Here is a 22,859-nt window from a genome sequence, read left to right as displayed (position 1 = left end):
GATGACGAGCACCACTGAGCTGCTGACCCGCGGCGCCGAGCTGTTCCCCGGCGAGGTCGTCACCACCGCGCACGTCCGCCACCTCGACCTGCCGCTGCAGGCGGGCAGGCTGGCGCTGATCACCCTGGACAACGGCTTCGACCACACCAAGCCGACCACCTTCGGCCCGGGCTCGCTGCTGAAGCTGTCCGAGGCGCTGGACCAGGTCGAGGCCGAGGCCGCCGAGCAGAAGATCGTCGCGGTCGCCGTCACCGGCAAGCCGTTCATCTTCGCGGTCGGCGCCGACCTCAAGGGCGTCGAGCTCCTCAAGGAGCGCGAGGACGCGCTGGCCATCGGCAAGGGCGGCCACGAGGTCTTCAAGCGGATCGCCGCGCTGCCCGTCCCCAGCTTCGCCTTCTACAACGGCGCGGCGATGGGCGGCGGTGTCGAGGTCGGCCTGCACTGCACCTACCGCACCGTCAGCGCGGGCGTCCCGGCGTTCTCGCTGCCCGAGGTCTTCCTCGGCCTGGTCCCCGGCTGGGGCGGCTGCACCATCCTGCCGAACCTGATCGGTCCGGCGAAGGCCGTCAAGGTCATCGTCGAGAACTCGATGAGCCAGAACAAGCAGCTCAAGGGCAAGGACGTCTTCGAGCTCGGCATCGCCGACGCGATGTTCGAGCCGGCCGACTTCCTGGAGCAGTCGCTGCTCTGGGCGGCCAAGGTCCTCAAGGGCGAGACGGTCGTCGAGCGCGAGGAGATCGACCGCGGCAAGGCCTGGGACGACGCCGTCGCCTGGGGCCGGATGGTCGCCGACGCCAAGGTGCACGGGGCCGCTCCCGCCGCCTACAAGGCGCTGGACATCATCCAGCAGGTCAAGGACCAGGACCTGCAGGCGGGCTTCGACGCCGAGGACGTGGCGCTGGCCGACCTCATCATGAGCGGCGAGCTGCGCAGCGGCATCTACGCGTTCAACCTGGTGCAGCGCCGGGCCAAGAGGCCCTTCGGAGCCCCGGACAAGTCGCTGGCCCGCCCGGTCTCCAAGGTCGGCGTCGTCGGCGCCGGCCTGATGGCCTCCCAGCTGGCGCTGCTGTTCGCCCGCCGGCTGGAGGTGCCGGTCGTGCTGACCGACATCGACCAGGAGCGCATCGACAAGGGCGTGGGCTACGTCCACGGCGAGATCGAGAAGCTGCTGGAGAAGGGCCGGATCGGCAAGGACAAGGCCAACAAGCTCAAGGGCCTGGTCTCCGGCCACCTGGACAAGGCCGTGGCCTTCGGCGACGCGGACTTCGTGATCGAGGCCGTGTTCGAGGAGATGGGCGTCAAGCAGAACGTCTTCGCCGAGCTGGAGGCCGTGGTCTCGCCGACCACGATCCTGGCCACCAACACCTCCTCGCTGTCGGTCACCGAGATGGCGTCCAAGCTCCAGCACCCGGAGCGCGTGGTCGGCTTCCACTTCTTCAACCCGGTCGCGATCCTGCCGCTGCTGGAGATCGTCCGTGCGGAGAAGACCGACGACGCCTCGCTGGCCACCGCCTTCGCGGTCGCCAAGAAGCTGAAGAAGACCGCCGTTCTGGTCAAGGACGCCCCGGCGTTCGTGGTGAACCGGATCCTGCTCCGCTTCATGGACGCGATCCAGGGCGCCATCGACGAGGGCACCCCGATCGAGACGGTGGAGAAGGCCGTGCTGCCGCTCGGCCTGCCGATGTCCCCGATCGTGCTGCTGGAGCTGGTCGGCCCGGCCATCGCCCTGCACGTGTCGGAGACCCTCGCCGCGGCCTTCCCGGACCGGTACACCGTCTCCGAGAACCTCACCAAGCTGGTCAAGGCCGGCAAGCGCGGCTTCTACATCTGGCAGGACGGCCAGCAGGTCATCGACCCCGAGGTCCTGGCGCTGCTCTCCTTCGGCGACACCGTGCTGACGGAGGAGCAGGTCCTCGCCAAGGCCCTGGAGGCCGTGGCGCAGGAGATCGGCCTGATGCTGGACGAGGGCGTCGTCGGCGAGGCGCAGGACATCGACCTGTGCATGATCACCGGCGCCGGCTGGCCCTTCCACCTGGGCGGGCTCACCCCGTACCTGGACCGTGAGGGCGTCTCGGAGCGCGTCAACGGCAAGCGCTTCCTGGCCCCGGGCGTGGCCTCCGTGCCGACCGCCTGAGCGGCTGCCGCAGCAACACCGTGGGGCCGGGACCGCAGCTGCGGTCCCGGCCCCACGGCCGTTCTTCCGGTCGCTCTCAGCCCGCCAGGGCGGAATCGGGCACGTCCGTGCGCTCCAGGCCCTGGAAGTCCTCGGCGGGCAGGACGTGCTCGGCGTACAGCCGCTTGGCGACCAGCTGGGCGAGCTCGATCGCGCCGTGCGTCTTGAAGTGGGTCTTGTCCTGGACGCCCTTGGGGTAGTTCGGCGACTCGCCCGGCGCCAGCGACAGGAAGTCGTTCAGGGCGCCCTGCGGTCCGTGGGCGTTCCACAGTGCGGTGCTGAGGGTGGTGAGGTCGACCAGCGGCACCTTGTCCTCGGTCGCCACCTGCCGCATGGCTGCCGGGTACTCCCCGTGCGAGGGGGCGATCCGGCCCGCCTGGTCGAAGTGGTAGCGCTCGGCCGGGGTGACCAGGACCGGGACGGCGCCCTTGGAGCGGGCGCCGTCGACGAACTTGCGCAGGTAGTCCTGGTAGCTGCCGAACGGGTCGGTGTGGACGATCGGCTCGGGCCGTTCGTCGTTGTGGCCGAAGCCGATCAGCAGGTAGTCGCCCTTCCTGATCTCGGCCAGGATCTTGGCCAGCCGCCCCTCGTCGACGAAGCTCTTGGAACTCGCCCCGACCTTGGCCCAGTTGTTCACACTGACCTTGTCGTGGTTCAGGAAGACCGGCAGTGCCTCGCCCCAGCCCGTCCGGGGCGCGAACTTGGGCACGTAGGTGGCCGCGGTGGAGTCACCGGCGATGTAGATCCGGGGCAGGCCGCCGGAGCCGTCCGCGGGGGCCGAGGGCTGGTCGCCCGCCGCGGGGTCGGTCGCCGCCGGGTCGGCGCCCGCGTCACCGGCCGTGCCCTTCTTCCCGCCGCCGTCCGATCCGAACAGCACGGTGCCGCCCCACACCAGTGCCACCACCGCGACCAGCGCGGCCACCACACCGATCACCTGTGTCCTACCGAGCCTCCAGCCAGCCACCGCGCCACACTCTCCCTCAGCCACCGTCGACTGCCGGAGCCTACCCGCACCTTCCGAGCGGGATCGGACCGGCCCGGCCGTCCCGGCCCGCCGCGAGGTGCCCGAACTCATGGACGACCTCAGGGAGGTCGGCTAGAGTGACGGTCTATTTGCCCACTATTTACCCGGTGGCGACCACGCGAGCGCGACGGGTACGCACCGCGCAGAAGGACGGTCATGCAGTACGGAGGGCCACGCCCACCCAAGGTGTTCCTGGCGGGTGACTCCAGCATGGCGACCCGTCAGACCAGCTTCATCCCGATGACGGGATGGGGGCAGACCCTGCAGCTCTTCGTCCACCCTGAGGTCGAGGTCGTCAACTGCGCCCGGCCGGGGGCGAGTTCCAAGAGCTTCGCGGACCGCGGCCGGCTCCAGTGGATCCTCGACCACCTGATGCCCGGCGACTACCTGCTGATCTCCTTCGGCCTGATCGACGAGAAGACCGACGCGGGCCGGCACACCAAGCCGTTCACCAGCTATCAGGACTACCTGCGCCTGTACATCGACGGCGCCCGCGAGCGGCTGGCCCACCCCGTCCTGGTGACCAGCCACGAGCGCCGGGGCTTCGACGGCCACGGCAACCTGCTCTGGGCGCTGGGCCACTACCCGGCGGCGATGCGCGAGCTGGCGGCGCAGACCTGCACTCCGCTGATCGACCTGTACGCGCAGAGCCTCGACTGGTGGTCCCAGCTCGGCCCGGAGGGCACCAAGGGGATCTTCCTGTACCTGGCGCCCGGTGAGTCCCCCAACTACCCCGAGGGCATCGAGGACAACACCCACATGCGGCCGGTCGGCGCCATCGAGTGCTCGCGCTTCGTCGCCAGGACGCTGGCCGAGCGGGGCATCGTCCCCGCGCACTGGATAGTCAACCTGGAGCAACCGCAGTTCCCGCCGGAGGCGATGGGCTGGCTCGACGACGGGACCCACGACGCCCTGGTGAAGGCCCGTACCGTCTCGACCGGGGCGGTGCGGTGAGCGCCCGGCAGGCTCCGGCACGGCTCTCGGGAGGGGCCGGCTGATGGAACACCTGATATCCCGCGTCCGGGCGGTGCACCAGCAGCACCCCGAGCTGTCCGTGACGCTCGACCTGACCTCGGAGACCGACCCGGCCCAGCCGCTGCTGCCCGGCCAGCAGGTGGACTTCACGCTGACCCTCAACCCCGTCGGCCCGGGCTTCCGCTTCTACGGCTACCTGATGGAGGAGTCCTACAACACGGTCGCCACCGTCAAGCGCGTCCGCGGGCTCGGCCATCTGGAGAAGCAGAGCCGCTACGCCACCTACACGACCGCCAACACGCCCCGGAGCGCGACCTTCTCCCTGGTCATCAACCAGAACGTGGCGCCGGACGGCGTACTGATGCCCACGGTCTCCGCCGGTGTGATCGCCCGGGAGGGGCAGAAGCTGAACGGCTGCCGGGCGCTCGGCCAGGTCGCCTACCGGCTGCGCCCGGTGGTCGCACCGCCGAAACTGCTGATCGTCACCCCCGGCGGCACCGGGGTCCTGCCGGTGCTGGCCGCCGAACTCGCGCCCGCCGCCCGGCTGATCGGCGTCTCCCCGCCCAGGCACGGCATGATCGGCGTCACGCCGGACGGCACCGTGACCTACTACCCCGAGCAGGGATTCATCGGCTACGACCGGCTGTTCTACACGGTCGAGGACGCCGCGCACCGGATCGCACGGGGCGAGATCACCGTCTTCGTCGGCCATCCCTACGAGACTCCGGGCATGCTCGCCGCCCCCGCGGGGCAGGCGGCGTCCGGATACCCGGTGGGGTAGGAAGCAACCCATACGTGACCACCCCCTCTCGCAGAGCCGTCACGGGCGTCATGGCGATCCTGCTGGCACTGATCTGCGCCTACGTCGGCGTCCGGTACTCCACCCAGCCCGATCGCGCCGCGCGGTGCCCGGCCGGCAGCTTCTGCCTCTACGGCGGCAAGGACGGCACCCTCATGACGGCGTCCGCCCCGGCAGCGGCCTGGGACCTCACCGGCTCCGGCGGACCGGTCCGCACCGTGCGCAACAGCAGCCAGTACTGGGCCTGCCTGTACGAGAAGCCCTCCTTCGGCGGCCGGGTCGGCAAGGTCCCGCCGGGCGGGACGCAGGACATGAAGGGTTCCGCCACGCCCTCGGTCGCCTCGATCAAGGCCGCGAAGTCCCAGGCGGGCTGTCTCAGCGACTACGAGCGCTGCCCCGAGCGTTCGCTCTGCCTGTTCCGGGAACCCAGCGGTCGCGGGCCGATGCAGTACTGGACCGCCGCCGCGCCCGAGTACGGCTCAGACTGGCACGGCGGCGCGGGCTCGGTCTGGAACCGCTCCGTCCAGGCCGCCTGCCTCTACCCCGCTCCCGGCTACCGCGGCCAGTGGACGGCACCGGACGGACAGCACTACGACTCCTTCGTGGTGCCGCCCGGCAGCAGCACCACCCTGGGCGCCCCGTACCAGACGGCCGTCGGCTCGCACCGGCTGGTCGACGACCCTTCCGAGTGCTGACGGAGGACCAGATGCGCACCAGCTCCCGACCGCACGGGCTGCGCCGCCTCGCACTGGCCGGTGCGACGGCGGCCGCGCTGACCGTCACCCCGCCCTCCGGGCGGGCGCACGCCGACGCCGCCGGCGTGCTGGGCCAGCCGTCCGCCGTCACGACCGTGGCGCCCGGAGTCACCCGCACCACCTACCCTGGCGGGAAGCACACCTGGGCCGCCGTCAACGTGCTCCGGGTGGACCCGGACATCGCCCCACTGACCCTGCGCAGCAGCGTCGGCGCGGCGTCGGGTGCCGTCAAGAAGGTCAGCCAGGTGCTCGGGGACCCCAGCCTCGTGCCGCGCCCGGCGGCCGGGGTCAACGGCAGCTTCTTCGACGACGACCTGATGAACAAGTACCGGCTGCCCGAGGGCGATCCGGAAGGCGTCTCCGTCCAGCAGGGCGTGCTGCTCAGCGAGGCCAGCGGCGGGGGTGTGCTGCTGATGCAGCACGGCCGGCCGTACATCACCACCCTGAAGACCGACATCGCGGTCTCGGCCGGCGGAGCCAGCACCGAGGTGCACGGCATCAATCGGCACCCCGGCCGGATCCCCTGGGAGCGCCCGGTCTCCAGCAAGGGGAACCTGCTGGTCGGCTTCCAGGGCGACCTGGAAGCCAAGCCCGACACCCAGGTCTTCGCCAACGACGACGAGATCGTGCTGTTCACCCCGGAGTACGGCATCCCCACCCCCGGGCCGCTGGAGGGCTCGGAGGCCGACAGCGCCGACGACCCGGGCGTGGAGGTCGTGGTGGACCGCGGCGGGACGGTGCGTTCGCTGGGCCGAGGGCGCGGCGGCACCGACATCCCGCCCGGCGGCAAGGTGCTCCAGGGCATCGGTGCCGGCGCCGACTGGCTCACCGCCCATGCCAGGGTGGGCAGTTCGCTGACGGTGACGGAGAAGGTGACCGACCTCCGGTTCGGCGACGAGATCCCGCTCAGCCGCTCGCTCTACGCCGTCTCCGGACGCCTGATCATGCGCCAGGACGGCAAGAGCACCTACAGCGGCTCCGGCGGCGACCGGCACGCCAGGACGGTCGTCGGCGTGGACGGCGAGGGCAAGGTGCTGCTGGTCACCGTCGACGCCGACGACGACCGGCCCGGCATGGACTACAACCAGCTCGGTAACCTGCTCGCCGCGCTGGACGCGACCGACGCGCTGAACATCGACGGTGGCGGCTCCACCACCCTGGTGGTGGACGGCGCCCTGGTCAACAAGCCCTCCGACGGCTTCGAGCGCCCGGTCTCCGACATGGTGCAGGTGACCTGGGGCGGGTACGGGGTGCAGCACCGGGCGCCCTCGGGTCAGGGCTGACGGCGGCGGTTGAGCTCCTCGACGGCCTTGAAGACGCGCTCGCTGTTACGGGTGTCGCGGGGCCCGAAGAAGGCCTCCACCCGCTCCCGGTAGGGGCTCTGCATCACGAAGCCTCCCGCCATCGAGGCGATCACCTCGTCGACCGCGTGCTCGACCGTGCGGCAGGCCGGGCCGAAGCCCTCGGTGAGGATGTTCAGGTACCCGAGCCGGTAGTGCTTGCTGTAGAACTCGTCGAAGTCGAACGGGACGTAGATCAGCGGCGTCCCCATGTAGACCACGTCGAAGAACACCGACGAGTAGTCGGTGACCATCAGCGAGCACTCCTTGATGGCGTCCTGGACGTCCCGGGTCGCCGGGTCGGCCACCTCGACCGAGGGGTGTCCGGTGCTGAAGTGGTGCAGGTAGGGCCGGATCTCGTAGTGCGGGAAGAACTCCAGCGTCACACCGAAGTGCTCGAGTGCGGCGAGCAGCCGCGGGTGCTTGATGAACTCGGAGAAGAAGCGGTAGTACTCCGAGGAGGCGAAGGGGATCTTCGGCTGGGCCGCCCGGTTGTAGGAGGGCGCCACGATGTCCCGGCGCCAGGTGGGCATCAGCAGGATCCGCCGGTCCTTGCGGACCTGCTCCAGCGCGTCGAAGCGCGGCAGCCCGGTCTGCGCCATCCGCCCCGGTCCGTAACCGAACTCCTCGGCGATGTACCGGTTCTCGGCGGCGGCGGAGGTGACGAACAGGTCCACGCTGGTGACGTGCCGCTGGGCGGACTGCGAGACGTCGTTGTAGATGACGCCGTGCTGCAGGAAGACCCGCTTGTAGCGCAGCAGGTCGCCGTAGGTGGTCAGGTAGGCGCGCTTGTGGGTGCCGCGCGGGGTGAGGTAGGCCTCCAGGTCGTACGGGCTGATCAGATTGGTGGCGTGCAGCATGTACAGCCGGTGCCGCAAGGAGCCGTGGGCCAGCACGTTGCCGTACTTCTTGACCTTGCCCCAGTCCGGGCTGGTCCGCTCGATCACGTAGTAGGCGTTGCGGCGCTTCTTGTTCTTCCGCATCCAGCGAAAGAAGTGCAGGCCGTTGTCCTGGGCGGTGTCCTGGCGCTCGCCGATGATCCAGATGTTGCGGTGGTGCAGCAGCGGGTGCGTCAGCCAGTAGCCGAGCCTGGTGCGCCAGCCCGTGCGGCCGGGCAGGCTCCAGCGGACCTGGCGGGCGCCGCGGCGCAGCGCGCCGGGGACTCGGCCGAAGGCCGACCGGGCGAGGACGTTCAGGCGGACGGTGCCGTGCGCGTCCACGGTCAGCTCGTACCGGCGCCGGCTGATCCGGTGGACGCCCTTGTAGCGGTGCAGCGACATCCGCGCGGTGACCGGGATGTCCACCCGGTGCTCTCCGTCGCCGTCGTTGATCCGGACGAAGAGCTCCTGCCGGCCCGGGCCCGCCTGGGCGAGGTGGCCGTCCTGCAGGCGGGCGTGGAAGCCCGCGTACAGGTCCTTCTCCTTGCGCACGTGCCAGCGGTCGCGCCGGTAGTCCTGCTCCAGCGGTGCGGCGACCTCGCCGCGGTCCGAACGCAGCACCAGTTCAAGACGGTTGTGCAGGGGCTCGGCGAGGTCCACGCCGGTCATCGAGAGCAGGCCCTCGAGGTGCAGTACCCCGCCGGCGACTTCGGCCGCCTCCAGGATCGCGCTCTGCTTGTCGACCCGCAGCAGGCCGGACTCGGTCTGGGCGCCCGCCAATTGGCGGTAGAGCCCGTCGGCGTCCGCGTAGAGCTGCGGACGGTCCACCGGCTGCTCGGCCGGATCGCAGAAGACGTCCAGCAGGCCGGTCTTGGCGGCGTAGTGCAGCAGCCGGGACTGCGGCTGGACCGCGTACTGCCTGATCAACTCGTCGGGGATCGGCGCGTACTGGGCGCAGACCGCCGGGAAGATCTCGGCCAGCGCCGGGCGGCTCATGATCCGGTGCAGGCTGCGCAGGTACGGCTGGTAGTTGCGGACCACCATCCGGAAGACCGTCTCGCGGACCCTGGGCTCGTCCTGCTCGGTGAACGCCAGCAGTCCCAGGTGGAGTTGGAGCAGGTCACGGGAGCGCTGCGGGTGGTTCCACGGCGAGTCCAGGAAGGAGCCGCGCTTCTCCTCCATCCGCTCCAGGTAGACGGTCCGGTCCACCAGACTGATCTTGCGGGCCCGCAGCAGTGCGGGCAGCGCCAGCCATGCCTCGTCGAAGTGCAGGCCCTCGCCGAAGCGAAGCCCGTACTCGGCCAGTTTGAGGGTCTTGAAGAGTTTGCCGCCGATGCCGTCGGCGAAGAGCAGGAAGGGGGTGTCGGTCAGGTTCCTGATCGTGCGGTCGCCGTTGCCGAAGTAGCGCTGCCACGGCGGCGGGGTGGTGGACTGCATCGGGAACTGCGCGACGTCGCCCATGATCACGTCGGCGAAGTCCTCGCGGGCGGCCATCAGCAGGTTGTGCAGGGCGTTCCTGGCCAGCACGTCGTCGGCGTCCACGAACATCACCCAGGGCGCGCCGACCTTGCCGAGACCGGCGTTGCGGGCCGCGCCGGCGCCCTGGCGGGCCTGCGAGATCACGGTGACGTTCGACCGGTACGCGGCGAAGGACTGCAGGATCCCGGCCGTGCCGTCGGTGGAGCCGTCGTCGACCAGGATGACCTGGGCCCGTTCGATACCGCGCTGCACGCCGATCGACCAGAGGCAGTCCAGCAGGGTGGCCTCGGCGTTGTGGCAGGGCACCACGATGGCCGCGGTGTACCGCTCCGGCTGCTCGGGCACCGCGGGGACGCCCGTCTCACGCGTGAACCACTGCCAGTCCACGCTGGAGCGCTTGCTCGCCGCGACCAGCTCCAGGTGCTCGGCGGCGGTGCGCATGCACAGGTTGCCGCTGACCGTCTCGTACGCCTCGAACAGGGCCTTGCCGACCTCGAAACGGTACTCGCCGAGCTCGTGCCCGCGGATGCACAGCGCGGTGGTGTGGCGCTTGCCGTTCCACAGCACCTGCATCAGGAAGTTCCACCGGCCGCCCGCCTTCAGCGCCCGGCCGACCTCGTCGATGTCGAGTGTGGCCCGGTAGCGGATCACCCGGGTGTCGACCGAGAAGAGCTCGACCGGGTACTCGTAGGCCACGCCCTTGCCCTTGCGGACGATGCCCTTGAGGGTGAGCTGGTCCTTGAGGCCGATCCGGCCGAACTGGTTGTGGATCTCGCCCGCGAGCTCGATCCGCTGGCCGTCCACCTGGAAGTGCACCACCTGGTTGAACAGCTTGGCGTCGGCGAACTCGGCGGTGTGCAGGCCGAGCAGGGTGGCGTCCAAGTGGAGCTCGGCGTCCGGCAGGTGCAGCCCGGCCGCCGTCCAGTACACCTTGCCGTCGCGCTCCACCACGTCGCTGGAGACCACCGAGCGGCGCTGGACGAAGTCGGCGGTGGCGACCGCCGCGTCCAGCAGGCCGTGCCGCAGGCAGTAGGCCCGGATCCGCTCGATCACCCCGCAGCGCTCGTACGCCTCGGGGCTGATGGTCTCCAGGTACTCGGCGGTGATCCGCTGGAAGGCGGCCCGGTACTCGTCGTCGCCGGCGCGCAGCGCGCCCATGTAGAGCTTCAGGTCATGGGCGAGGAACTTGAGGTCCTTGCGGATCTTCAGGTCGTACGCGCCCCGGGCGATCAGGAACTCGTCGGCCTGCTGGTGCACCCAGACCCGGTCGGCGATGCTGCGGATCTCGCCGAGCCGCCGGGTGATCGAGGGCGTCTCGGAGCTGGTCTCGTACAGCCAGCGGTAGACGGGCCGCGGGATGATGACGATGCCCTGGGCGCAGGCGTACGCCACGGTGGAGAACAGGGTGTCCTCGTAGAACACGCCCTCGGGGAAGCGGACGTTGCCGCGCAGCAGGTACTCGCGGCGGTAGAGCTTGGCGGCGGCGATCGGGTCGGTGAGCAGGTCCGGGTAGTCCCGGATGCCGGCGAAGTGCCGCTCCTCCGGGTCGGCGTGCAGGTCCGCGGCCCAGACCTTGGGCTCGCCGGTCTCCACGTTGACCCGCACCGCCCGGCCGACGGTGAGGTCGGCGCCGGTGCGCAGCGCGGACTCCAGCAGCTCCTCGCAGGCCTTGTTGGGCAGCTCGTCGTCGGCGTCCAGGAACATCACGTAGGTGCCGGTGGCCGCCGCGACGCCGTCGTTGCGGGGCGCGCCGACCCCGCCGCTGTTGGCCTGGCGGGGTATCAGCCGGATCCGCGGGTCGGCCTGGGCGAAGCCCTGGACCAGTTCGACGGTGTTGTCCTGGGAGTGGTCGTCGACCACCAGGATCTCGATCGCGTCCAGGGTCTGCAGCTGCGCCGACTGGATCGCCCGGCCGACCGTACCGGCCGCGTTGTAGGCGGCGATCACCACCGAGACGGCCGGGGAGGGGGACGTCACGTACTCAGTACTGCTGTGCAAAGCGGCTCACCGGATGGTACGCAGGGACACGGTCGGGACGTCCTGTTCCGCCTGGAACGACCGCACGGGCTTCCTGCCCTGCTCCCGCTCGGTCCGGTCCGGGTTGCGCAGGCCGGCGGCGATCTCCAGGTCCCGGCGGCGCTTGCGCTGGGCCATGTCGGCCATGGTCCGCTCGAAGTCCTTGGTGGAGAGCCAGAACTTGTAGAGGATGGCGAGCTCGAAGAGCGCCAGGCCCACCGAGACCGCCACGGTGACCTGGCCGATCCGGCCGACCAGCGGGGCGACGATGAAGACGCCCATCTGGAACTCGATGCCGCTGATCAGGTGGGTGCGGATGCGGTGCCGCTTGAGGAAGTTGCGGGCCCTCATGTACCAGGGGAAGTTCTTCCGGAAGCCCTGGTGCAGGTCGACGATCTCGGCGTCCTGGGTCTCCAGCAGCACCTGGGCCTGGACGATCTCGGGCTGGGCGGTGTCGAGTTCGGGGTTGTCGCGGAGCAGGTCCTCCATGAAGAGCAGCGACTTGCCGCTGACCCCGGCGGTGCTGCCGCCGCTGACCGTCTCCAGCTTCTTCCGCATGCCCTGGCGCATCTTGTAGATCTGCAGCGCGTTCACGTAGCGGATCATGTCGAGGAAGATGACCAGGATGGCCAGCCAGAAGTACATCTCGGTCGGGTTGGCACGGAACTGGCCGACCATCAGGCAGAGCGCGCAGACGACGACCCGGATCCGGTCGAAGACGTAGTCCAGCCAGGCGCCGAAGATGCTGCCGTTGCCGGTCAGCCGGGCCAGCTTCCCGTCCATGCAGTCGAGGATGAAGCTCAGGTGGTAGAGGCCGGCGCCGAGCAGCAGCGAGGTGCGGTCGCCGAGGGCGTAGAGCCAGGCCGAGCCGAGGCCGAGGAAGAGCGCGGCCCAGGTGATCTGGTTGGGGGTGATCCGGGTGTGGCGGGCGACCCATCGGACCAGCGGGGTGGCCACCGGGTCCACCAGGACCACGGTCCACCAGGCGTCACGCTTCTTCAGCGTGCGGTCCTTGACCTCGCCGAGGGTCATGGTTCTGCGGTGCGAGCCCCGCCCCGCCACCCGCGCCTCCGAGGAGTCGTCGTTCATGTCACCGGCCAACGCCACCGCTTGCCACGGTCCCTTCCTAGAACTTCGTGCTGGCCCCGTGGGATCGCGGTGTGGGTCGCTGGGTCTGGTGCCATGAGCTCAGCATGATCTCATGAACAGATTACCGGGCGGCGATGTCCGCTTGAATACGGCATTGCCAAGGAATGGTCACGCGCCATCAGTTACCCGATACGGGCGATTCGTCACTTCTTCAACCGGTAGATGACGGTGTCGGCGTTCACCGCCACGACCTCGTACCTGCTGTCCAGCAGACTTTCGATCCGCGGTACCAGCACCGGCTGGTAGGGCGCGTGGCCGGAGTCGTCCACCACCACCTCGGGCAGTCCCGCGGAGAGTTCCTGATCGAAGGCCTGCCAGGCGTCGGCGACGCTGTACTGCTCGCCGACGTTCTGGGCGGTGTCCTTGCCGCCGCTGTAGTTGGTCAGGAAACCCGCCGTCAGGTAGCGGGTGACCGGCTTGCGGTCGGACAGCCAGTACAGCTCCGGGTGCATGCCCCAGACCAGGACCTTGTCCTTGGGCGTGGTCTGCTCGGCGATGGTGGTGGCGACCTCGGTGGTGTGGTTCATCTTCTGGCCCGGCCAGAACAGTGCCAGACCCCAGAACACCGTCGCGGCGACCGTGGTGTACACCAGTACCGGCCGCCAGCGGATCCGCGAGGTGCACACCGCGCCCACCCCGAGCAGCACCAGCGGCGGCATCAGCTGCAGGTAGTAGTGGCCGAAGAAGTGGAAGCCGGTGCAGACCGCGATGACCGAGGAGAGCAGCCAGACCCACAGGTCGGCGGTCGAGCCGTGCTCCTGGCCGGCCGGCTCCTGGACCGGGCGACCGCGGTACCTCAGCCAGAGCCGGCGGCCCACCGGGGCCAGGAAGCCCAGCGCGGCGGCCAGCAGGATGCCCGCGTTGCCGAGGGCGCGGCCGAGCATCTGCAGCCAGGCGCCGTCCAGCGAGGCGTAGTCGCCGCTGCCGGTGACCACCCAGAACAGGAAGCCCTTGGGCTTGGTGAGGATCACCGCGACCAGCGCTATCGGCAACGCGAAACCGAAGCAGACCTTGGCCAGCGCGGACTTCCAGGCCACCCCGCGGTGCCGGGCGTCCTGCCAGAGCATCCAGAGCACCGGCATCAGCACCGCCCCGCCGGTCTGCTTGGTGAGCGAGCAGAGCGCCACCGCGATGCCGGCCGCCAGCCAGCGCCGCCGCTCGGCGTACCGGAAGGCGGCCACCATGGCCGGGAGCATGAAGACCTCGAAGGTCGCCGCCTGGGTGTCCTCCGGGGAGAGCCCGATGGAGATCAGCAGGTAGAGCGCCCCGGCGAAGGCACCGGCGCGGTTGCCCCAGCGCCCGCGCGAGAGCGAGGCCAGCAGGATCGCGGTGACCAGGTGCGCCACGATCGCCAGAACCCGCAGCGGCCAGAGCGAGAGCGAGCCGAAGACCGCGAAGCACGCCTCGTACAGCCAGGGCAGCAGCGGGGGCTTGCGGTCGACCACGGTGTCGTAGAGCACACCGCCTCCCGCCAGCATCCGGGCCTGGGTGGCCAGGTAGCCCTCGTCCGGGCTCCAGACCGGGCGGATGAAGGACGGGATGTGGGTGACCACCGCCAGCAGGGTCAGCACCGGGACGACTCTGGTCCAGTACCCCGTGCGGACGTGCCCGAGCAGCCGCCGGTGCGGGCGGTCGGTCAGACGGGCGGGCGGTGCCACACGAGTGGGGGAGTCAAGCACAGGTGACAAACTACCCGGCGGGACCGACTCGGGTGGCGCTGGTCCCGCCATTCAGTCAGCTCATGTGACAGTCGTCCGATATGCCCGTGCGTGGTTGAGCGCCGACGGACCGGCCGGAAGTGTCCTTCGTCACGCCGCCGTACGGGGCTGTGGGGCCCCGTACGGCGGGCGTCCGTTCCGCGTGGGGTCAGGCCTCGACGGTGACCCGGTCCAGCCGGGCCACCGCCTCGGTGACCTTGCGCGCGATGTCCGGCGCGGTCAGGCCGATCTCGGCCAGGATCTCCTCGCGCTTGGCGTGGTCGAGGAACTCCTGCGGGATGCCGAAGTCGCGCAGCGGCAGGTCCACGTCCGCGTCGCGCAGCGCCTGGGCGATCGCGGCGCCGACGCCGCCGGTGCGGCCGTTGTCCTCGACCGTGACGACCATCCGGTGCTCGGCGGCCAGGCCCGGCAGGGCGGCGTCCACCGGCTTGACCCAGCGCGGGTCCACCACGGTGGAGGTGATGCCCTGGGCGGCCAGCAGCTCGGCGGCCTCCAGGCAGACGGTGGCCATCGCGCCGACCGAGACGATCAGCACGTCGGCGCGCTTGTCGCCGTCGGACCCGGCCGAGGAGTCGGACGAGAGGCGCCCGCGCAGCACGTCCATGCCGCCGATCCGGCCCAGGGACGGGACTGCGGGGCCGACCGTGCCCTTGGAGTAGCGGACCACGGTGGGCGCGTCCCCGACCTCGACGGCCTCACGCAGCTGGGCCCTGACCTGGTCGGCGTCGCGCGGCGCGGCGAGCCGCAGGCCGGGGACGACCTGCAGGATCGACATGTCCCACATGCCGTTGTGCGAGGCGCCGTCGGTGCCGGTGACACCCGCGCGGTCGAGCACGAAGGTGACGCCGAGCTTGTGCAGGGCGACGTCCATCAGGACCTGGTCGAAGGCCCGGTTCAGGAAGGTCGCGTACACCGCGACCACCGGGTGCAGGCCGTTGGTGGCCAGACCCGCGGCCGAGACCGCGGCGTGCTGCTCGGCGATGCCGACGTCGAAGATCCGGTCCGGGAACGCCTTGGCGAACGGGGCCAGGCCCACCGGGTGCAGCATCGCGGCGGTGATCGCCACGATGTCCTTGCGCTCCCGGCCGAGGGCGACCATCTCCTCGCCGAAGACCGAGGTCCAGTCCTTGCCCGCGCTCTTGATCGGCAGGCCGGTCTCCGGGTGGATCACGCCGACCGCGTGGAAGCGGTCCTCGTCGTTCTGCTCGGCGGCGTGGTAGCCGCGGCCCTTCTCGGTGATGCAGTGCACGATCACCGGGCCGCCGAAGCCGCGCGCCTTGGTGAGGGCCGACTCCAGCGCCTGCAGGTCGTGGCCGTCGATCGGACCGATGTACTTCAGGCCCAGGTCCTCGAACATGCCCTGCGGGGCGATGAAGTCCTTGAGGCCCTTCTTGGCGCCGTGCAGGGTGTCGAACAGCGGCTGGCCGACCACGGGTGTGCGCTGCAGCGCCTCCTTGCCCCAGGTCAGGAAGCGCTCGTAGTTCTGGGTGGTGCGCAGCGTGGCGAGGTGGTTGGCCAGGCCGCCGATGGTCGGCGAGTAGGAGCGCTCGTTGTCGTTGACGACGATGACGACCGGCAGGTCCTTGCAGTCCGCGATGTTGTTGAGCGCCTCCCAGGCCATGCCCCCGGTGAGCGCGCCGTCGCCGATCACCGCGACCACCGGGCGGTCCCGGTGGCCCTGGATCTTGTTGGCCTTGGCCAGGCCGTCGGCGTAACCGAGGACGGTGGAGGCGTGCGAGTTCTCGATCACGTCGTGCTCGGACTCGGCGCGGGACGGGTAGCCGGAGAGGCCGCCCTTCATCTTCAGGCGCGAGAAGTCCTGCCGGCCGGTGAGCAGCTTGTGGACGTAGCTCTGGTGGCCGGTGTCGAAGAGGATCCGGTCGCGCGGGGAGTCGAAGACCCGGTGCAGCGCGATGGTGAGCTCCACCACACCCAGGTTCGGCCCGAGGTGGCCACCCGTCTTGGAGACCTCTTCGACCAGGAAGCCGCGGATCTCCTGGGCCAGCGCGGCCAGCTGCGGCATGGTGAGCCGGTCGAGATCGCGCGGTCCCCGAATGCGGGTCAGCAGGGCCACCCGTTCCTCCTCGTTCAAAGGGTCTCAGGCCTTCGGGCCCGGCGGGCCTCGCTGCCCGTTGTACCGGCGCGCTCGGCGGGTACCGTCACGTCCGGCTGGTCGAGTCTAATGTCCACAACTCGGACTTCCGCGACGGGCCGTGCACCTTCCGCACATCCGAGCCCAAGCCGCTGATTTTACCGCTCGGCCCGGGGCCGCCCGGCGGCGCCCCGGGAACGCGGGAAGGGCCACGGCGCGGGGCCACCCGTCCGCGCCCGACCGCGCGGGGCGTGTTCGAGGGATCTTCCCGCGCCTTTCGGCGGCTACCGCGGGAAGGCCCGGCGGGCCCGCCAGGTGGTGTGCTCGCGGGAGACGGCCTCCTCGGCGTCCGCGGCCAGTTTGGCCCAAGTGGACTCGGAGTCCTCCGCGTTGAGGTCCATGGCGGACAGCTGCCCGGAGACGATCTCCAGCTCCCGGGCCGCCAGCAGGTACGCGGCGGCGAGCGGCCGCAGCTGCTTGAGCTGGGTCCAGGCGATCACCGCGGCGGCGGCCGCCGCGCAGGCGCCGAAGGCCTGGACCGAGAGCGCGCCGGCCACCTGGGCCACCGCAGCGGCACCACCGACGATCATCAGGGCGACCGTGGCCAGCCCCCAGGACACCGCCTGCGACTCGCAGGCCTCGGCCCGCGAGCGGTACCAGACGCGCTGCCCGTCCACCCGGGCCCGCAGGTACCTGGTCCGCCGGAGGGCCAGCTCACCGGCCCGCAACTGCCGCATCCCGTCGGTGATCTCCGCCTGCGTCCCGGGCGGCACGATCTCCGGGTCGTCGAACGCCCGCATCACGTCGGTCAGCTGGAGCAGGTAGCGGTTCTCCGCCTCCAGTGAGTCGGCGGGGCCCTCGAAGGGCTGCGCCCGGACCGCGTACTTCCAGGCCAGGGTCTTCACCGACTCGGCGGCGGCCCGGGCCTCGTACCAGCGGCCCTGCGGGTTGGCGCCGCGCAGGCGGTACCAGAAGTAGCCCGCGCCCATGAAGGCGGCGACGGAGACCAGCGGGGTGAGGTCGGTGCCGTGGCGCGCTCCCGGCAGCACGCTGACCACCGCGGCCGCCACCAGCAGCAGGATCTGCCAGCGGTACCAGCGCAGGGTGCGCGCCTGGCCTTCGAGGGAGGCCCGGTCGGCCGTCCAGAACGGCTCGGGAAGAAGCTCGGCCTCGCCGCTGCCCGGTGGATCCTGCTGCACCATCTGCCGCTCCCCCTCACGCCCCGTCAGCAGGCAGTATGCCCAGCCTCAACTCCCGCACACAGCATGCTTTTCGGACAGGCAACACCCCCGATCCGAAGGGCGCGCCGGTGCCGCCCCGAGCCGAGGGGGCACCCCCAGCCGAAGGCTGGGGGCGGCGCGCCGAAGCCGAAAGCGACGAACGACAAGCGACCGACGAAGGAGGGAGTGCCGGAGTGAGGAGTGTTGGCTTCGGGTCAGGAGCGCCCGGAGGCGAGCGGGCGGGTAACGGTACGGGCCGCGGGTCTTGGCGACCCGCGGCCCGTCGGGGGAGCCCGCACGCTCCCCCGGTGTCAGCCTCGACCTGCGGACTTCTGCGTCCGCCGGGAGACCGAGTCCAGGACGACGGCGCCGAGCAGCACCGCACCCGTGATCATGTACTGGATGGACTGGTTGACGTGCACCAGGTCCAGGCCGGTGATGATCGACTGGATCACCAGGATGCCGAGCAGGGCCGACCAGGTCTTGCCGCGTCCGCCGAAGAGGCTGGTGCCGCCGATGACGACCGCCGCGATGGAGTTCATCAGGACGTTGCCGCTACCCAGCAGCTTGTCGCCGGAGCCCTGCTGGGAGGCGATGAACAGGCCGCCGAGGGCCGCCATGCCGGCCGAGATCATGTAGACCGAGATCCGCACCCAGGCCACGTTGACGCCCGCGCGGCGGGCCGCCTCGACCCCGCCGCCGACCGCGAAGACCTGCCGGCCGTAGGTGGTGCGGCGGAGCACGAAGTCACCGATGACGACCACCGCGAGGAAGATCACCAGCGGCAGCGGCAGGCCCTGGTTCTGGTTCAGCACGTACGCCGTGACCAGGGAGACCACCGCGACCACGCCGGTGCGCAGCCAGATCTCGCTCATCGGGCGGGCGGGCAGACCGGCCGCCGAGCGACGGCGGTGGTCCAGCAGCTGGCCGGCGGCGAACAGCGCGGTGCCGAGGACTGCGAGCGCCCAGGCGTAGAAGACGTCGCCGTCACCCAGGAAGTAGGTGTCCAGGTTGGCGATCACGCCGTCGTTGATCAGGTTGACGGTGCCCTTGTCGCCGAGCACGTACATCTGCAGACCGCTCCAGGTCAGCAGACCGGCCAGGGTGACCACGAAGGAGGGCACACCGATCTTGGCGAAGAAGAAGCCGTGCAGGGCGCCCATGCCGACGGCGGCGCCGATCGCGATCAGGACCGCCAGCCACTCGTTGACCCCGGAGCGGACCGAGAGCACCGAGGCGATGGCGGCCGAGACACCGGCGACCGAGCCGAGCGAGAGGTCGATCTCACCGAGCAGCAGGACGAAGACGATACCCACCGCGATCAGGCCGGGACCGGCGATCCACTTGAGGATGTTGGTGAGGTTGTCCGGGTTCAGGAAGTTGCCGGTGAGGCTCTGGAAGATCGCCGCGATCAGGATCAGGCCGAGCACGACCGGGACGGATCCCAGGTCGCCGCTCTTCATCCGGCGCTTGAACTCCTCGACGTAGCCGGAGAATCCGGCCTCCCGGACCAGCAGGCGCGGGTCGACCGCGAGGGTCGCGGCGGGCGCGGCGTCGGTGGCCTCGGTGGCGGTGGCGGTGGTGGTCGGGTCGGTGGTCACTTGGCTTCCTCCGCGAGACGTGCCTGGCGCCGGGTCACCGCGTTCTCGGTGGCACCGGTGATGGCGGAGATGATCTCCTCGTGCGAGGTGCCGGCCACCTCGAACACGCCGTTGTTGCGGCCGAGTCGGAGCACCGCGACGGTGTCCGCGACGGCCTTGACGTCGGCCATGTTGTGGCTGATCAGGATCACGCCGAGGCCGCGCTCGCGCAGCCGCTCGACCAGGTCGAGCACCTGGGCGGTCTGCTCCACGCCGAGGGCGGCGGTGGGCTCGTCCAGGATGACGATCTTCGGGTCGCCGACCAGGGCGCGGGCGATGGCCACCACCTGGCGCTGGCCGCCGGAGAGCGCGGCGATCGGGATCCGGACGCTGGGGATGCGGATCGACAACGTGTCGAGCAGCTCCTTGGCCCGCTTCTCCATCGCGACCTCGTCGAGCGTGCCGAAGCGGCGCAGCTCGCGGCCGAGGAAGAGATTGCCGACCACGTCGAGGTTGTCGCAGAGCGCCAGGTCCTGGTAGACGGTGGCGACGCCGAGGTGCTGGGCGTCCTGCGGCCGGTTGATGGAGACCTGCTTGCCCTCCCACTCGATCGCACCCTCGTCGATCGGGTGGACGCCCGCGATGGTCTTCACCAGCGTGGACTTTCCTGCGCCGTTGTCGCCGACCAGGGCGACCACCTCACCGGCGTGCACCTCGAGGTGGACGTCGGTGAGCGCCTGGACGGCGCCGAAGCGCTTGGAGACCCCGCGCAACGCCAGTACGGGTGCGCCTGTCACGTGAACCAACTCCTTCGTTCCGTGCCGCTGGCTCTTTCGGTGGCGGGGGCACGGCCTGCCGCGCGCCGACCCGGGCGCGAAGGGGGGTAGTGCGGGTAATGATCGGGGGGCGGCGGGAGCTCCGCACGCCGTGCTGGGGCGGGGAGGCGCCCCCTGAGGGGACCGGGGGCGCCTTCCGAGCCGCTGGTACCGCTACTGCGTAAGGGTTACTGCAGACCCGCGGCCTTGCAGGCCTCGGCGTAGTCGGCGGTGCAGATGTCGGCGGCCTTGTAGAGGCCGTCGGCGATCACGGTGTCCTTGATGTTGGCCTTGGTGACGACCTTGGCGTCCAGCAGCTTGGCCGGGATGCCCTTGTCGGTGTCGCTGTCCACGGTGGCGGTGGCGACCGACTTGACGTCCTTGCCCTGCAGCAGGTCGACGGCCAGCTCGGCGGCGTTGTCGGCGAGCGGCTTGTACGCCTTGTAGATGGTGTAGCTCTGGTCGCCGGCGACGATGCGCTGGATGGCGTCCAGACCGGCGTCCTGACCGCCCACCGGGACGGTGATGCCGGACGCCTTCAGCTGGGTGATGATGGCGGCGGCCATGCCGTCGTTGGCCGAGTAGACGGCCTGGAAGCCGTCCTTGCCCAGCTGGGTGATGGCGGCGCCGATCTTCTGGCCGGCCACGGTGGGCTTCCACTCACCGGACTGCTCGTAGACGATCTTCTTGACCTTGCTGTCCAGCACCTTGTGCGCACCGGCCTTGAACTGACCGGCGTTCGGGTCGGCGTCGTCACCGTTGATCATGACCACGTTGGCATCGGCGGCCTTGTCGCCGAGCGCGTCGACCAGGGCCTGGCCCTGCAGCTCGCCGACCTTCTCGTTGTCGAAGGAGACGTACGCGGAGACCGGGCCGCTGGCCAGCCGGTCGTAGGCGATGACCTTGACGCCCTTGTCGGCGGCCTCCTTCACCCACTGCTGGGTGGACTTGGCGTCGAAGGCGTCCAGGATGATGACCTTCACACCCTGCGCGATCAGCGTGTCGAACTGCTGCTTCTGCTTGGCCGCGGAGCCCTCGGCGTTGCTGTACTTGACGTTGCAGTCACTGCACAGGGCCTTGACCTTCGCCTCGATGAACGGCTTGTCGAAGGACTCGTACCGGGTGGAGGAAGCGTTCTCGGGGAGCAGCAGACCGATCGACTTGCTGTCACCGGAGGAGGCGCTGTCCTTCTTGTCGCCACCGGCCTTGCCGCAGGCGGACATGGTGAGAGCCATCGAGACAGCGGCGGTGCCGATTACCGCGCGACGCATCATTGCGTTCATGGGGGGTGCCTCCCTGACAGAGCCGCAACGTTGCGGCGAGGTGTGAGGAGTCAACCCGCCCTGATTGCTTGTCGTCAATAAGTAAAACCGGAAGACCGGCGATCCGAATCTTTTCGTTATCTTCCTGAAAGCGAAGCCGAGACCAATCGCTTGCGATCGGCCTCGGCCCCCACCCGCGGAGAGCTCAGGCGTGTGCTGCCGCCGAGGCCGCCGGCTGCCGGATAGCGCCCGATTCGCCCATCTCGCTCATCACCAGCGCGAGCGCCCCGAGCACCTCCGCCCGGCCACCCAACGTGCCCGGAACCACCGAGAGTTGGCGCGCTGCGCTCGGGATCGCGTAGCGGGCCACCGAGTCCCGGATCGGGGAAAGCACCAGCTCACCGGCCTCGGCCAGATCGCCGCCGAGAATGATCCGGCGGGGGTTGAGCAGGTTGCACAGCGTGGCCACTCCACTGCCGATCTGCCGTCCGGCGTCGGCGATCACCCGGCGGCAGCCCAGGTCGCCCTGCTGGGCCAGTTGGACCACCTTGGTCAGCGTGAGTTCACCCGGATGATTGGCGTTCAAAAGATTGAGCAGGTAGCGGGAGCCGACGAAGGTCTCCAGGCAGCCCCGGTTGCCGCAGCGGCAGACCGGGCCCGCCTCGTCCAGGGTGATGTGCCCGATCTCGCCCGCCGTACCGCCCGGGCCGCGGTAGATCTGTCCGTTGATCACCAGACCGGCGCCGACACCGCTGGCCACCTTGATGTACGCCAGGTCGCTCAGTCCGCGGCCAGCGCCCCAGACCAGCTCGCCCAGTGCGCCGAGGTTGGCGTCGTTGTCCACGTGCACCGGCATGCCGAGCCGCTGGGAGAGCTCCCGACCGGGGGCGATGCCCGTCCAGCCGGGCAGGATCGCGGTGGAGCCGAGCGCCCCGGTCTCCACGTCGATCGGGCCCGGCACGCCCAGGCCCACCCCGATCACCTTGTCCGAGCGGAAGCCGGCCTGGGCCAGCAGCCGCTCCACCATCGCCTCGGCCCGGTCGAATCCCTGCTGGGCGGAGACGTCCACGTCGATCGGCTCGCTCTCCTCGGCGAGCACCCGGTGCGCCAGGTTGCCCACGGCCACCCGCAGGTGGGTGTGGCCGAAGTCGACGCCCACCACGATCCCGGCGTCACCGCTGAGCGAGACGCTGCGGGCCCGGCGGCCGCCCGAGGAGGTGTCGGCGACCACCACGGTGCCGCTCTCCTTGAGCTCCCGGACGATGTTGGACACCGTGGCCGCCGACAGTCCCGTGCTCCGCGCGATCTCGGCCTGGGTGAGCGAGCCGGCCATCCGGACCGCCCGCAGGACCCGTTCGAGGTTCGCCCGGTGCAGCGAGGACTGCGATCCCGGTGTGTCCATCGACATGATTCACCCTTCCAGGGCCCGGGAACCCGACCGTCCCCTTGCCCCTGCCGCGCCGTTGCGGCGGAGCTCCGTTGCGGCCCCGGGCGGTCGCCACCCGCAGGTGTCGATGCCGCGGCCGGGGCCTCACTTTCAACTTCTGAACTCTATGCTCGGCCCTCAGCCCGATACCGCGTCAA

At 70.3% G+C, this 22,859-nt stretch carries 15 protein-coding genes; 5 read left to right on the top strand and 10 right to left on the bottom strand.

Annotated features, from left to right (window positions below; translation table 11 throughout):
• The first annotated feature begins 1 nt into the window (after position 1).
• Positions 2–2,134: a 3-hydroxyacyl-CoA dehydrogenase NAD-binding domain-containing protein gene (locus tag ABD369_RS06140; RefSeq protein WP_344635185.1), complete on the top strand. Its 2,133-nt coding sequence runs from the start codon at positions 2–4 to the stop codon at positions 2,132–2,134.
• A gap of 76 nt (positions 2,135–2,210) precedes the next feature.
• Here the strand turns inward: ABD369_RS06140 and ABD369_RS06135 are convergent, their stop codons facing one another.
• Positions 2,211–3,137: a rhamnogalacturonan acetylesterase gene (locus tag ABD369_RS06135; RefSeq protein ID WP_344635184.1), complete on the bottom strand. Its 927-nt coding sequence runs from the start codon at positions 3,135–3,137 to the stop codon at positions 2,211–2,213.
• 270 nt (positions 3,138–3,407) lie between these two features.
• Here ABD369_RS06135 and ABD369_RS06130 point away from each other — a divergent pair, with 270 nt between their 5' ends.
• The 4 genes from ABD369_RS06130 to ABD369_RS06115 are packed head-to-tail and all read left to right on the top strand — an operon-like array spanning position 3,408 to position 7,009.
• On the top strand, positions 3,408–4,151 hold the full coding sequence (locus ABD369_RS06130) for a rhamnogalacturonan acetylesterase (protein ID WP_344635183.1): 744 nt from the start codon (positions 3,408–3,410) through the stop codon (positions 4,149–4,151).
• Between the two features lie 43 nt (positions 4,152–4,194).
• Positions 4,195–4,953 (top strand): Ig-like domain-containing protein, encoded by a 759-nt coding sequence (locus ABD369_RS06125; RefSeq protein ID WP_344635182.1) that lies wholly within the window; start codon positions 4,195–4,197, stop codon positions 4,951–4,953.
• Positions 4,954–4,967: 14 nt separating this feature from the next.
• Complete coding sequence (locus ABD369_RS06120; RefSeq protein ID WP_344635181.1) at positions 4,968–5,666, top strand: peptidase inhibitor family I36 protein; 699 nt, start codon at positions 4,968–4,970, stop codon at positions 5,664–5,666.
• An 11-nt stretch (positions 5,667–5,677) separates the two neighbouring features.
• Positions 5,678–7,009: a phosphodiester glycosidase family protein gene (locus ABD369_RS06115; protein WP_344635180.1), complete on the top strand. Its 1,332-nt coding sequence runs from the start codon at positions 5,678–5,680 to the stop codon at positions 7,007–7,009.
• On the opposite strand, the gene ABD369_RS06110 is transcribed toward ABD369_RS06115, so the two are convergent.
• The 9 genes from ABD369_RS06110 to ABD369_RS06070 all read right to left on the bottom strand — a co-directional run bounded on the left by ABD369_RS06110 (position 7,000) and on the right by ABD369_RS06070 (position 22,677).
• Positions 7,000–11,421, bottom strand: a complete 4,422-nt coding sequence (locus ABD369_RS06110; protein ID WP_344635179.1) for a bifunctional glycosyltransferase/CDP-glycerol:glycerophosphate glycerophosphotransferase — start codon at positions 11,419–11,421, stop codon at positions 7,000–7,002. The genes ABD369_RS06115 and ABD369_RS06110 overlap by 10 nt on opposite strands.
• Positions 11,422–11,427: 6 nt before the next feature.
• Positions 11,428–12,546 (bottom strand): CDP-alcohol phosphatidyltransferase family protein, encoded by a 1,119-nt coding sequence (locus ABD369_RS06105; protein ID WP_344635178.1) that lies wholly within the window; start codon positions 12,544–12,546, stop codon positions 11,428–11,430.
• A gap of 185 nt (positions 12,547–12,731) precedes the next feature.
• Entirely contained in the window at positions 12,732–14,267 is a 1,536-nt protein-coding gene (locus ABD369_RS06100; protein ID WP_344635177.1) for an ArnT family glycosyltransferase, read from the bottom strand.
• 187 nt (positions 14,268–14,454) lie between these two features.
• Entirely contained in the window at positions 14,455–16,380 is a 1,926-nt protein-coding gene (dxs, locus tag ABD369_RS06095) for a 1-deoxy-D-xylulose-5-phosphate synthase (protein WP_344635176.1), read from the bottom strand.
• A gap of 302 nt (positions 16,381–16,682) precedes the next feature.
• Positions 16,683–17,600 (bottom strand): DUF4231 domain-containing protein, encoded by a 918-nt coding sequence (locus ABD369_RS06090; RefSeq protein WP_344635175.1) that lies wholly within the window; start codon positions 17,598–17,600, stop codon positions 16,683–16,685.
• Between the two features lie 329 nt (positions 17,601–17,929).
• Entirely contained in the window at positions 17,930–19,219 is a 1,290-nt protein-coding gene (locus ABD369_RS06085; RefSeq protein WP_344635174.1) for a sugar ABC transporter permease, read from the bottom strand.
• Positions 19,216–20,004, bottom strand: coding sequence for an ATP-binding cassette domain-containing protein (locus ABD369_RS06080; RefSeq protein WP_344635173.1), 789 nt, complete (start codon positions 20,002–20,004; stop codon positions 19,216–19,218). Before ABD369_RS06080 ends, ABD369_RS06085 begins: the two co-directional genes overlap by 4 nt.
• Before the next feature lie 197 nt (positions 20,005–20,201).
• Positions 20,202–21,296: a sugar ABC transporter substrate-binding protein gene (locus tag ABD369_RS06075; protein WP_344635172.1), complete on the bottom strand. Its 1,095-nt coding sequence runs from the start codon at positions 21,294–21,296 to the stop codon at positions 20,202–20,204.
• A 184-nt stretch (positions 21,297–21,480) separates the two neighbouring features.
• Entirely contained in the window at positions 21,481–22,677 is a 1,197-nt protein-coding gene (locus ABD369_RS06070) for an ROK family transcriptional regulator (RefSeq protein WP_344635171.1), read from the bottom strand.
• Positions 22,678–22,859: the final 182 nt, after the last annotated feature.

Origin of the sequence: Kitasatospora cystarginea, from assembly GCF_039533515.1 — a bacterium.
Classification (GTDB): domain Bacteria; phylum Actinomycetota; class Actinomycetes; order Streptomycetales; family Streptomycetaceae; genus Kitasatospora; species Kitasatospora cystarginea.
The sequence above is the reverse complement of the archived record's forward strand: the minus strand, read 5'-3'. Positions and strand labels throughout refer to the sequence as shown.